The sequence below is a fragment of the Nocardia coffeae genome, assembly GCF_019890715.1.
Taxonomy (GTDB): Bacteria; Actinomycetota; Actinomycetes; order Mycobacteriales; family Mycobacteriaceae; genus Nocardia; species Nocardia jiangxiensis.
In genome coordinates, this window is record NZ_JAINZY010000020.1 from 1 (window position 1) to 11,881 (window position 11,881).

Here is an 11,881-nt window from a genome sequence, read left to right on the forward strand (position 1 = left end):
GTGATCGGCGCCGCCGATGAGGCGCCCGCCGCAGCTCCGGCCCCCGCACCCGCCCCGCCCGCTCCGGCCCCGCAGCCTGCCGCCCCCGCACCTCAGCCCGCCGCACCCGCACCGGCTCCCGCGGCCGCCGCTCCGGCCCCCGCCGCATCCGGCACCTCGGTGAAGATGCCCGAGCTGGGCGAGTCCGTCACCGAGGGCACCGTCACCCGCTGGCTCAAGCAGGTCGGCGATTCGGTCGAGGTCGACGAGCCACTGCTCGAGGTGTCCACCGACAAGGTCGACACCGAGATCCCCTCGCCCGTCGCGGGCACCCTGCTGGAGATCAGCGCGAACGAAGACGACGTGGTCGCCGTCGGCGGCCAGCTCGGCGTGATCGGCAGTGGCGTCCCGGCCGCGGCTCCCGCACCTGCTCCGGCGCCGGCACCCGCGCCGACTCCGCCCCCCGCACCTGCTCCGGCGCCTGCGCCCGCTCCGGCCCCTGCCCCGGCACCCGTCGCCGCAGCCCCGGCACCCGCCCCGGCACCGCAGCCCGTTGCCCCGGCCCCCGTCGCCACCGCCCCGGCGCCCGCCGCGGCCCCGGCCCACGCCGCGCCTTCCAGCGGCAACGGCGACGCCCCCTACGTGACCCCGCTGGTCCGCAAGCTCGCCGCGGAGAACAACGTCGACCTGGCTTCCGTCACGGGGTCCGGCGTCGGCGGACGGATCCGCAAGCAGGATGTGCTCGCAGCAGCCGAGGCGACCAAGGCCCCCGCGCCTGCCGCAGTGCCCGCAGCCGCCCCGGCCGCACCCGCGAGCGCGGCGCCCGCCGGGGTCCGCCCGCAGTTGCAGGCGTTGCGCGGCACCGTGCAGAAGGCCAGCCGCATCCGGCAGATCACCGCGACCAAGACGCGTGAATCGCTACAGACCACCGCACAGCTGACCCAGACCCACGAGGCCGACGTCACCAAGATCGCGGCACTGCGCGCCAAGGCCAAGACCGCTTTCGCCGATCGCGAGGGCGTCAACCTGACCTTCCTGCCGTTCTTCGCGAAGGCGGCCGTGGAGGCGCTGGGCGTGCACCCCAACGTCAACGCCTCCTACAACGAGGACACCAAGGAGATCACCTACCACTCCGCGGTGCACCTGGGTATCGCGGTGGACACCGACCAGGGTCTGCTGTCCCCGATCATCCACAACGCCAGCGACCTGTCGCTGGCCGGTCTGGCCCGCGCGATCGCCGATATCGCCAACCGCGCCCGCACCGGCGGCCTCAAGCCGGACGAGCTGGCCGGTGGCACCTTCACCATCACCAATATCGGCAGCCAGGGCGCCCTGTTCGACACCCCGATCCTGGTTCCGCCGCAGTCGGCGATGCTGGGTACCGGCGCGATCGTCAAGCGCCCCATCGTGATCGCCGACAACGGCAACGAGTTCATCGGCATCCGCTCGATGTGCTACCTGCCGCTGACCTACGATCACCGGCTCATCGACGGCGCCGATGCCGGACGCTTCCTCACCACCATCCGGCACCGGCTGGAGGAAGCGGCGTTCGAGGCGGACCTCGGTCTGTAACAAGAAAATTCGGTAACACCGCATGAGGGTTGTGATCGCCGGTTCGTCCGGTTCGATCGGAACGGCACTGGTGGCGGCGCTGCGCCGGGACGGACACGACGTGGTCCGGCTGGTGCGGCGCCCCGCCGCCGCGCGCGACGAGTTCAGCTGGGATCCGATTCGCGCCCAGGTGCCCGAGCGCGCCCTGCGGGGCTCGGACGCGGCGATCAACCTGTGCGGCGCGGGCGTCGGCCGACGACGCTGGAACGGCAGCTACAAACAGGAGCTGCGGGACAGCCGGATCACTCCGACCGACGTACTGGCCACGGCGGTCGCCGCCGCCGGGGTGCCGACGCTGATCAATGCCAGCGGCGTGCACTACTACGGCGGCGCGACCGGCGACCGGGTCGTCACCGAAACCTCCCCTGCGGGAACGGGTTTCCTGGGCACGCTGTGCCGTGACTGGGAGGCCGCGACCAAGCCCGCCGACGACGCGGGTGTGCGCGTGGTGCACATCCGCAGCGCTCTCGTGCTGTCCCGGCACGGCGGACTGCTGAAACTGCTCGAACCGCTGTACTCGCTCGGCCTGGGCGGACGCCTGGGCAACGGCCGTCAGTACGTACCGTGGATCTCCCTCGCCGACGAGATCGGCGCGATCGCCTTCGCGCTCACCCACGACACACTGCGCGGCCCGGTCAACATGGCCGGACCCGCGCCGGTCACCAACGCCGAATTCAGCCGGGCCCTGGCCCTCGCCCTGCACCGCCCTGCCCCGCTGGTGGTGCCGTCGGTCGCACTGCGGCTGCTGATCGGCGAGTTCGCCGAAGAGGCGATCCTGCACGGCCCCAGGGCCATCCCCACCGCGCTCGAAGAGGCGGGCTATCCCTTCCGGCATCACACCATCGGCCAAGCCTTGGCCTCGATCTTCGCCGACTGATCGCCGCGGCCTCGGCGAATATCACATCTCGACCACTCTGTCCCGAGGTCGACGCCGGTTACCGTGAGCTGGTGACGGAGAACCCATCGTCCGAGCCGCTGATCCGCGATGCGCGTGAGACGGATCTGCCGGAGATCTTGGCGATCCACAACAACGCGATCGCGGAGACCACCGCGATCTGGGATACCGAGCCGGTCGATCTGCCGGAGCGGCTGGCCTGGTGGCGGGCGCGCACCGCGGGCGGATTCCCGGTGCTGGTCGCCGAGATCGACGGCGCGGTGGCCGGATACGCCAGTTACGGACAGTGGCGGCCCAAGTCGGGATACCGCTTCACCGTGGAGAATTCGGTGTACGTGGCCGACCGGTTCCATCGCCGCGGACTGGCCACCGCACTGCTGACCGAGCTGCTGGCGCGTGCCGAACGCGCCGGAACCGTGCACGCGGTGATCGCCGCGATCGAATCCTCGAATACGACCTCGATCACGTTGCATGAGAAGTTCGGATTCCGCACCGTCGGGGTACTACCGGAAGTAGGTCATAAATTCGGCGGATGGATGGACCTGACATTGATGCAGCTCACATTGGGCACCACGGAGCTCGCGGGCGCGGGTCACGATAGCGTAACGTCCCGACGATGACTGAGCCCGCCAGCGCAGCCTTACGGGGCGAGCACGAGAACACCCCGGATCCGTTCGGTGACGGCGTAACCGAGACGTCCGCCCTGCCGGTGATCCCACCGGCCCGCCGACGCACCGACTCCGCCCGCATGGACGATGCGCCCATCGAGATCGACTACCTCGGCGTGGTCGAGTACGAGCGCGCGCGGGATATGCAGCGCGGCATCGCCGCCGAACGCGCCGCAGGTCAGGGCCGCGATCACCTTCTGCTCCTGGAACATCCGCCGGTCTACACCGCGGGCCGCCGCACCGAACCGCAGGACATGCCGACCGACGGCAGCCCCGTGGTGATGACCGATCGCGGCGGCAAGCTCACCTGGCACGGTCCCGGCCAGCTGGTCGGGTATCCGATCGTGCGACTGGCCGAACCGGTCGACGTGATCGACTACGTGCGCCGCCTCGAGGAGGCCCTCATCGCGGTCTGCACCGGCCTGGGACTGGTCTGCGGGCGGGTTCCCGGACGCTCCGGCGTGTGGGTTCCGGCGAACTCTCTGCAATCCGCGCGCAAGGTCGCGGCGATCGGCGTGCGCGTCGAACGCGGTGTCGCGCTGCACGGCATCTCGCTCAACTGTGATTCGCCGCTGGACGCCTACGACGTCATCGTGCCCTGCGGGATCCGCGACGCCGGGGTGACGACGCTGAGCCGCGAACTGGGCCGCGAGATCACCCTGGCCGAGGTGCTTCCGTCGGTGGCCGATTCGATCGCGCGCGCCCTGGACGGCCGACTGCCGATTTCCGATCACGATATTGCGCATGTCACACCGGCCGGAGCCGCACCGGGCGCTTGATCGGGCGGGCGTAGCATCGGTCGGGTGACCTCCGTCGACACCCCGACATCGACCGCTCCGACCGGCACCACCCCGCCCGGATCGGGTCCCGCCGCAACCCCGGCTCCCGCGCCGGGTGTGCCATTGGCCAACGGCCGCAAGCTGCTTCGTATCGAGGCGCGCAACGCCGAGACGCCGATCGAGCGCAAACCCGCGTGGATCCGCACCCGCGCCACGATGGGCCCGGAATACTCCGAGCTCAAGGGCCTGGTGAAACGTGAAGGGCTGCACACGGTCTGCGAGGAGGCGGGCTGCCCGAACATCTTCGAATGCTGGGAGGACCGCGAGGCCACCTTCCTGATCGGCGGCGAGCAGTGCACGCGCCGATGCGATTTCTGCCAGATCGATACCGGTAAGCCGGCCGAGCTGGACCGCGACGAGCCGCGCCGGGTGGCCGAGAGCGTGCAGGCGATGGGCCTGCGCTATTCCACGGTGACCGGTGTGGCCCGCGACGATCTGGACGACGGCGGAGCCTGGCTCTACGCGGAGACGGTGCGCGCGATCAAGCAGCTCAACCCGAATACCGGTGTGGAGCTGTTGATCCCGGACTTCAACGCCGATCCCGATCAGCTGGCCGAGGTGTTCGCCACCCGCCCCGAGGTGCTCGCGCACAACCTGGAGACGGTGCCGCGCATCTTCAAGCGGATCCGTCCCGCGTTCCGCTATGAGCGTTCGCTGGCGGTGCTGACCGCGGCCCGCGAGGCCGGTCTGGTGACCAAGTCGAATCTGATCCTGGGCATGGGCGAGACCCCCGAGGAGGTCACCCAGGCGATGCGCGATCTGCACGAGGCCGGGTGCGACATTCTGACCATCACCCAGTACCTGCGCCCCTCGCCGCGCCACCATCCGGTGGACCGCTGGGTCAAGCCCGAGGAGTTCGTGGAGCATTCCCGCGTCGCGACCGAGATCGGTTTCGCCGGCGTGATGGCAGGCCCCCTGGTCCGCTCCTCCTACCGCGCCGGCCGCCTCTACGCCCAGGCGATGGCCCACCACGGCCGCGAGATCGCCCCAGAGATGGCCCATCTGGCCACCGAAGGCTCCGCCTCCCAGGAAGCCACCTCGGTCCTGGCCCGCTTCGGCTCCTAGCCGACCCGTCCTCCGTGTCGAAACCGTGGACCACATCGTCGGCGTCCACGGTTGAGCTCACGACACGGGGGACGGATCACACCAGAGGCGTCACGACACCGGTACGAGGTCGCATATCTTCCACGGCGTGGCAGATGTGTCAAATTCTGCCCGTGCCTTTCTCGTCAGAGGCTCTTCGGAATCTTCGGACCGCTCTGCCCGTACCGTGACGACGGCGGTGGCATGCTTGTCGGAAGATTCTCGGACCTGCTCGACGGCGGTAACGCGAACCTTTCCGTATTGCCCGGCATACGCTCCCCCTGCGTAACGTTCTCCCGATTCGGTCATGGCGGCCAACTGATCGTGGATTTTTCCGCAGGTGAGATTCATCATCTCGGCGTACGCGGTATCGGGAGCAGCCGTTATCACGGCTTCGAGAGCCGGAGTGTAATCCGCGGGTTGCGCGGCAGCGTCGGTCACACTTGTGTTTTGGCGGGAATCAGAGTGCTTTGCTTCAGAGCAGGCACCAAGCGAAACCATCACAAAACAGGCCACCGAGACAGCGGCCGCGATGATTGGTAATGATCCACGCCGTTGTCGCCCACGGATTCCGACCGGATCCACGATATTTTCACAGTTCATTTCGAGCCTCGGCTTCTGCAACCCGGCGAGGAAGCTCATCGTCGAGCTGTCCCAGCAGCCATATGATTCGGCCGGGATCGCCAGTATGCAGGGAGTACGGAACTCCGTATATGTCGGACAAGAGATACCAGCCGGCCGCATCCGCCGCACTACGCCACGGGGAGAGCTTGTCCGGCCTGCCAGTGTCCTTCACGATCCCGAACGTCAACGGCGATTCGTCTGTCCGGTACACGAAATACATCCACGAACCGGCGGTCCATGCCGCAACCGGCTCTATCGCCACATCGCGGAGTGGATCCGGCGCGTTCGCAAGGCGGATCAATTCCGAAATAACCTGTTTCGCAAAGTCGGAACCGCTCGATGCACCCATGGATCTCGCATTCTCAGTTGATCGGTACGTTCGTATTCACCCAGCTCGGACAGAGCGTACCGGTTCCCCATTGATTCAGAGTGACACCGGAGCCGCCTTTTTCACAATACATCGTGATCAGCCCGAGCGGGTGACCATCGGGCTTCTCATCCTCGACATCGACAACGGCGCGAATCCAGACGGATTCACCGGTATTCCGGCAGGAAGTAGGAATCCCCAGAAATGATCCGCAGCGCCATCGCTGAATCTGGGTGCGATATATGCGCCTCATCTCCCCGGACTCCGGATCGATCTGATACGTCGAAGGGGTGTGTCGAATTATATCGTCGAATACGTTCGGGTTGGTGATGCCATGTTTATGAAACATCTTGTCGAACCCGAAGCCACTGTTCGTCGTCGGATCGTAGTATCCGCGCCGAAGCGGAACCTCATCACCGAACTGATCGTGCGAAGTCATGAGGATCTCGTTCAGCGCATAGCCGGAGTCGACGAGATGCGGGGCGGGAATGATGATCGGTACCGGTACACCGCTGTGCGCGGAACCGCCCGACGAGCAAGGGGCGTTGACCGCATGTCCGGGCAAGGCAGGCGGAACATAGCCGGGCACCGGGATGATCGCCTGACACGGATCCAGGACCGGAGGCGCAGACGGCGGTGTCAGCGCCGCGGCCGGCGGCGATGCCTGGGTTGTCGGCGATGGAGTGGCCGGGACGGCCGACTGCGGAGTCGGCGGCGCCGGTGGCGGAGGCCCCGGGACCGTAGGTTCCTCGATTTCGGGAAAATTTCCCCAACACGGCCAGCCGGGGTGCATCTGCTGCCACTGGTCACACGGAATGTAGGGGTTGATCGGCCTGGCGTCGGCAGTTCCACGGATCCCTGCCACCAGTCCGGCAGCGACAACCATCACCACGGCGACGAAACCGATCCCGAGGCGTTGCCGTACGAACCGCGGCGGCATCCTGTTCGGATACATCGGTCAACTCACAGGTAGATCGGATCGCCATACACGGCCAGCGAGTTGTCCGCGGTCGGGGTGGTGATCTTGATCTGCGCGTAGGACCGCAGACTGACCGGGCCCAGACAGCCATCGATCTTGATGTGCACCTGGTCGGCGGTGATCGAACCGTGGCGCCCGGTCAAAGCTTTTGTCCCGAAAGGGATGTCGGTGATCGTGCCGGGCTTGATGTACACCGTCGGCGACAGCATCGCACTACCGCCGATGCTGGAGAAGACGCCGATGCTCACGGTCGGCCCGATAGCCAGTCCGATGGCGGCACCGCTGGTCACGTCCGCCTGGCAACCGATCTGGTAGCCGAGGGTGATGCTGCCGGAATTCACCGGAGCGGAGCCGCTACCGCTTACATCGGCGGCCGCTTTGAGCGTGACGAATCCTTCACGGGTGAACAATGTGGCGGCGAGATTCGGGTATCTGTCGAGGTTTTCGTCGGTCTTCGTTATTCGAATGTGCCAGCCGTCGTCCGTAGTGGTCTCCCGGGACTTGTCGGCCAGCGGGTCCGCGGCAGCGGTGCCGGTGGCCACAACAGCAATCAGGACGGCGGCCAGCGCACCGGCAAGTCCTGTGATCACACCCCGAATATGCATCTGTTCCCCCACGCTCAGTTATGGACGAGCAACTTCGACAGGGCGAATGTGCCTGCGCCACAGGCGAATCCCCCCCACGAAGACTGATTTTCAGCTGCCCGACTCTATCACGACACCAGGGCTCGAGTCGATGGAACGACGAGCCATTCCGCACAGCGGCAAGGCGACACCTCGGTTTGCCGGTAAGCCGAAAGCTGTTGGGGTGCAGTGAAACTGCGTAAAAAACTCAATGTTCGGGCGGGAGAATCCGACGTCGCCGACATGAATGGCCCCGGCGGTGACCGACGGATGTGATCAGCGCACGGCCGCCACCGGTTCCGCCGGAGACTCGTCCGATCGCCCCAGTAGCGCGGTTCGCGAGGCGAGGCTGTCGGTCCGGTGCGACGAACGCGCAAGACCGCGCGCCCGGAAACCAGCGACACCGACCGCACGTACTTCGCGGAGGAAAGGGTGCGGTATCCCGATTGATCTGTCGAATGGGTGACACACGGTGGTCGCCGGTGGGAAGCTCTGATTAACCACACGTGTCGACTTCGGGAGCACAGATGGTCGAGAGAGCGAGCACACCGGCCGGGCCCACTGGGAAGGCGGTCACCGCCGACCGGCCCGAGGACATTCGCAATGTGGTGCTGGTCGGGCATCCGGGTTCCGGGAAGACGACGTTGGTGGAGGCGCTCGCCGTCGCCACCGGTGCGCTCACCCGGGCCGGCCGGGTCGAGGACGGCACCTGCGTCTCGGACTACGACGACATCGAACAACGCCAGCACCGGTCGGTGCAGCTGTCGGTGGTGCCGGTCGCCTGGGACGGGATCAAGGTCAATCTGGTGGACACACCAGGTTATGCCGATTTCGTCGGAGAGCTCAGGGCCGGTCTGCGAGCAGCGGATGCGGCCCTTTTCATCATCTCGGCCGCCGCGGGCGCGGACGGCATCGGCGGGCAGACGCTGGCGCTGTGGGAGGAGTGCGCGTCGGTCGGCATGCCGCGTGCGCTGGTGATCACCCATCTGGATGCCGCGCGCGCCGACTTCGACGACATGGCCCGCACCTGCCGCGAACGGCTCGGCGGCGGTGCGACCGAAAGCGTTCTGCCCCTGCACCTTCCGGTCTACGGACCGGCGGGCGCGGACGGGCACCGCCCGGTGACGGGTCTGATCGATCTGCTCACCCAGCAGGTGTTCGACTATTCCGCGGGCGAGCACACCCGCACCGAGGCCACACCGGAGCAGGCGGCGCTGATCGAGCAGGCGCGCGGGCAACTCATCGAGGGCATCATCGCCGAGAGCGAGGACGAGACCCTGATGAACCGCTACCTGGAGGGCGAGGAGATCGACCTGGACACGCTCGTCCCCGATCTGGAACGCGCGGTGGCGCGCGGTACCTTCCATCCGATCCTGCTCGCCGCGCCGCCGCCCGAGGGTGCGCGCGAGGGCCTGGGCATGGTCGAGGTGCTCGATCTGATCACCCGCGGATTCCCCACACCCGCAGAGCATTCGGTGGCGGCGGCGCGTCCGGGCAAGGGCTCGGCCCCCAAACCGCTGGCCTGCGATCCGGCCGCGCCGCTGGCCGCGGAGGTGATTCGCACGACGTCCGATCCGTACGTCGGCAGACTCTCGCTGGTGCGGGTGTTCGCGGGCACGCTGCGTCCGGACGACACGGTGCACGTCTGGGGTCACACCCCCGGCGGCAACGGCGAGCCCGAACCCGATCACGACGCGGACGAACGAGTGGGCGCGATCTCGGCCCCGTTCGGCAGGCAGCAGCGCCCGGTCGGGGAGGCCGTGGCCGGGGATATCGCCTGCGTCACCAAACTCGGACACGCCGAGACCGGAGATACCCTGTCCCAGAAGGATTCTCCGCTGCTGATCGAACCGTGGCCGATGCCCGAACCGCTGCTGCCGGTCGCGGTGCAGGCGCACAGCAAGGCCGACGAGGACAAACTCTCCCAGGGCCTGACCCGGCTCGTCGCCGAGGATCCGGCCCTGCATCTGGAACAGAACGGCCGGACCCATCAGCTGGTGCTGTGGTGCCTGGGCGAGGCGCACCGCGACGTCGCGCTGGAGCGGCTGCGGTCGCGGTTCGGGGTGCAGGTGGATCTGGTCGATCACCAGGTGGCGCTGCGGGAGACGTTCGCCTCCGGCGCGACCGGGCGCGGGCGGCACGTCAAACAGTCCGGCGGGCACGGCCAGTACGCGATCTGCGAGATCGAGGTGGATCCGCTGCCGGAGGGTTCGGGCATCGAGTTCGTGGACAAGGTGGTGGGCGGAGTCGTTCCGCGACAGTTCATTCCGTCGGTGGAGAAAGGGGTGCGCGCGCAGGCGGCCCGCGGTGTGGCGGCCGGATATCCGCTGGTGGACGTGCGGGTGACGTTGTTCGACGGTAAGGCGCATTCGGTCGACTCCTCCGACGCGGCCTTCCAGACCGCCGGTGCGCTGGCCCTGCGCGAGGCCGCCACCGCCGCCCGGCTGAATCTGCTCGAACCGATCGCCGAGGTGAACGTCACGGTCCCGGACGACCATGTCGGCACCGTCCTGAGCGATCTGTCCAGCCGCCGCGGCCGGGTACTGGGCACCGAACCGATCTCCGGTGCGCGCACGGTCATCCGCGCCGAGGTTCCCGAACTCGAACTGGACCGGTACGCCATCGATCTGCGCTCCCTCGCCCACGGCGCGGCGCAGTTCACTCGCGCCTACGTCCGGCACGAGGCGATGCCCGGCCAGCTGGCCGACTCGATCCGCAACCGGGCGCACGTCTCGACCTGAGCTCCGCACACTATTCTGAGAACCATGGCAGCAGGCAAGGGCGGCGCCAAGCCGTCGAAGGAAGCGAAGGCCGCGGAGAAGGCGGCGCGCAAGCAGGCCTCCAAGGAGCGGCGCAAGCAGCTCTGGCAGGTATTCCAGATGCAGCGCAAGGAAGACAAGCTGCTGCTGCCCCTGATGATCGGCGCCTTCGTCGGCATCACGGTGATCATGGTGGTCATCGGCCTGCTCGTGCACATGCAGTGGTACCTGCTGCCGATCGGCCTGGTGCTGGGTGGTCTGGTGGCGTTCATCATCTTCGGCCGCCGCGCCCAGAAGAACGCCTATGCCCGCATGGACGATCAGCCCGGCGCGGCCTGGTGGGTGCTGGACAATCTGCAGGGCAAGTGGCGGCCCACCCAGGCCGTCGCCGCCACCGCGCAGCTCGACGCGGTGCACCGGGTGATCGGCCTGCCCGGCGTCATCCTGGTCGCCGAGGGTTCCCCGCATCGGGTCAAATCGCTGCTGGCCCAGGAGAAGAAGAAGACCGCCCGCCTGGTCGGCGACACCCCGATCTACGACGTCGTGATCGGCAACGAGGAGGGTCAGATACCGCTCAAGACCCTGCAGCGCTACCTCACCAAACTCCCCCGCAATATCGACGCCAAGCGGATGGATCTCATCGAGGGCCGGCTGTCGGCCCTGGCTACCCGCGGCGGCCCGGCGCTGCCCAAGGGCCCGCTGCCCGGCGGCGCGAAGATGCGGGGTGTCCAGCGCACGGTCCGCCGCCGCAGCTGAGTCGGCCGGCTCCGAGACGACGAAGGCCCGCGTTCATTCGAACGCGGGCCTTCTGCTGTTCCGGATGCGCTCAGCGAGTGCGGGCCAGACCTGTTCCGGTGGCGCGGTCGTGCATGCCGCGGCCGTCCGAATCGGCGAACAGGGCGGGCACCACGAAGATGAGCAGCACCTGGCGAACCAGGGCGCGCACGAATCCGACCGCGGCGTCGAACCCCGGCGGCTTGGCCTGACCCGCGGCCGACCCGGATCTGCCCTCGGCCATGGCCTCGATCACATCGACACGCACCACGCGCATCCGCAGGAAGTACTGCCCCGGCGTGAACCCGAACAGCGTCACCGTGGCGACACCGAGCACGAACCACACCAGGAAGGTCGGCGTGGACAGGGCGCTGGTCACGGCCTCGAAGTTCGTCGGAGGCTGTTGACCGGCGGCGACGTGCGTGCGGGCGATGATGCGCGCGGGATCGGGCCGGACGATCAACGCCGCGATACCGGTCGCGATGATCCAGTCCACGAACATGGCCACGATGCGTCGCGACATCGGCGCCAGCGAGCCGACACCGGATTTCGGCAGTCCCAGCAGTTTGCCCGGATATTCGTCCGGCAGCGGATCCCCCGAGTCCGCCGCATTGGGCCCCGACAACCAGGAACCGGTGATACGTGCCATGCGAGAATCGTATCCCCGGCCCGCGAGGCCA

12 protein-coding genes are annotated in these 11,881 nt (G+C 67.8%); 7 read left to right on the forward strand and 5 right to left on the reverse strand.

All coding sequences use genetic code 11. From position 1 onward, the window contains the following. From sucB to lipA, 5 genes are all read left to right on the forward strand, one after another. On the forward strand, positions 1-1,551 hold a 1,551-nt coding region (sucB, locus tag K7711_RS42040; RefSeq protein WP_222977818.1), incomplete at its 5' end, for a 2-oxoglutarate dehydrogenase, E2 component, dihydrolipoamide succinyltransferase. A 22-nt stretch (positions 1,552-1,573) separates the two neighbouring features. After that, a complete protein-coding gene (locus tag K7711_RS42045) occupies positions 1,574-2,467 on the forward strand; it encodes a TIGR01777 family oxidoreductase (protein ID WP_222977819.1) in 894 nt (297 codons plus the stop codon). A gap of 71 nt (positions 2,468-2,538) precedes the next feature. Beyond that, entirely contained in the window at positions 2,539-3,105 is a 567-nt protein-coding gene (locus K7711_RS42050) for a GNAT family N-acetyltransferase (protein ID WP_308015194.1), read from the forward strand. Next, positions 3,102-3,932 carry a lipoyl(octanoyl) transferase LipB gene (gene lipB / locus K7711_RS42055; RefSeq protein ID WP_222977820.1) on the forward strand — a complete coding sequence of 277 codons (831 nt, stop codon included), beginning with the start codon at positions 3,102-3,104 and terminating at the stop codon, positions 3,930-3,932. The genes K7711_RS42050 and lipB overlap by 4 nt, the downstream gene beginning before the upstream one ends. Before the next feature lie 24 nt (positions 3,933-3,956). Further along, positions 3,957-5,057: a lipoyl synthase gene (lipA, locus tag K7711_RS42060; RefSeq protein WP_051193690.1), complete on the forward strand. Its 1,101-nt coding sequence runs from the start codon at positions 3,957-3,959 to the stop codon at positions 5,055-5,057. A gap of 90 nt (positions 5,058-5,147) precedes the next feature. On the opposite strand, the gene K7711_RS42065 is transcribed toward lipA, so the two are convergent. The 4 genes from K7711_RS42065 to K7711_RS42080 all read right to left on the reverse strand — a co-directional run bounded on the left by K7711_RS42065 (position 5,148) and on the right by K7711_RS42080 (position 7,635). Further along, entirely contained in the window at positions 5,148-5,717 is a 570-nt protein-coding gene (locus tag K7711_RS42065; protein ID WP_222977821.1) for a hypothetical protein, read from the reverse strand. Further along, entirely contained in the window at positions 5,668-6,048 is a 381-nt protein-coding gene (locus K7711_RS42070; protein WP_222977822.1) for a hypothetical protein, read from the reverse strand. The genes K7711_RS42065 and K7711_RS42070 overlap by 50 nt, the downstream gene beginning before the upstream one ends. Before the next feature lie 13 nt (positions 6,049-6,061). Beyond that, a complete protein-coding gene (locus K7711_RS42075; protein ID WP_222977823.1) occupies positions 6,062-6,655 on the reverse strand; it encodes a hypothetical protein in 594 nt (197 codons plus the stop codon). A gap of 374 nt (positions 6,656-7,029) precedes the next feature. Next, on the reverse strand, positions 7,030-7,635 hold the full coding sequence (locus K7711_RS42080; RefSeq protein WP_308015195.1) for an MspA family porin: 606 nt from the start codon (positions 7,633-7,635) through the stop codon (positions 7,030-7,032). A 560-nt stretch (positions 7,636-8,195) separates the two neighbouring features. On the opposite strand from K7711_RS42080, the gene K7711_RS42085 reads away from it, so the two are divergent. Further along, on the forward strand, positions 8,196-10,409 hold the full coding sequence (locus tag K7711_RS42085; protein ID WP_222977825.1) for an elongation factor G-like protein EF-G2: 2,214 nt from the start codon (positions 8,196-8,198) through the stop codon (positions 10,407-10,409). Positions 10,410-10,433: 24 nt separating this feature from the next. Beyond that, positions 10,434-11,183: a DUF4191 domain-containing protein gene (locus tag K7711_RS42090; RefSeq protein WP_222977827.1), complete on the forward strand. Its 750-nt coding sequence runs from the start codon at positions 10,434-10,436 to the stop codon at positions 11,181-11,183. 70 nt (positions 11,184-11,253) lie between these two features. Here the strand turns inward: K7711_RS42090 and K7711_RS42095 are convergent, their stop codons facing one another. Next, the gene (locus K7711_RS42095; RefSeq protein WP_222977828.1) at positions 11,254-11,850 is read right to left on the reverse strand and encodes an RDD family protein; all 597 of its coding nucleotides are present in this window, start codon (positions 11,848-11,850) and stop codon (positions 11,254-11,256) included. Between the last annotated feature and the right edge of the window lie 31 nt (positions 11,851-11,881).

Coding starts and splice junctions, on each gene's coding strand:
- K7711_RS42045 (WP_222977819.1), top strand. CDS start 1,574: ATGAGGGTTGTGATCGCCGGTTCGTCCGGTTCGATCGGAACGGCACTG.
- lipB (WP_222977820.1), top strand. CDS start 3,102: ATGACTGAGCCCGCCAGCGCAGCCTTACGGGGCGAGCACGAGAACACC.
- K7711_RS42065 (WP_222977821.1), bottom strand. CDS start 5,717: ATGAGCTTCCTCGCCGGGTTGCAGAAGCCGAGGCTCGAAATGAACTGT.
- K7711_RS42070 (WP_222977822.1), bottom strand. CDS start 6,048: ATGGGTGCATCGAGCGGTTCCGACTTTGCGAAACAGGTTATTTCGGAA.
- K7711_RS42085 (WP_222977825.1), top strand. CDS start 8,196: ATGGTCGAGAGAGCGAGCACACCGGCCGGGCCCACTGGGAAGGCGGTC.
- K7711_RS42090 (WP_222977827.1), top strand. CDS start 10,434: ATGGCAGCAGGCAAGGGCGGCGCCAAGCCGTCGAAGGAAGCGAAGGCC.
- K7711_RS42095 (WP_222977828.1), bottom strand. CDS start 11,850: ATGGCACGTATCACCGGTTCCTGGTTGTCGGGGCCCAATGCGGCGGAC.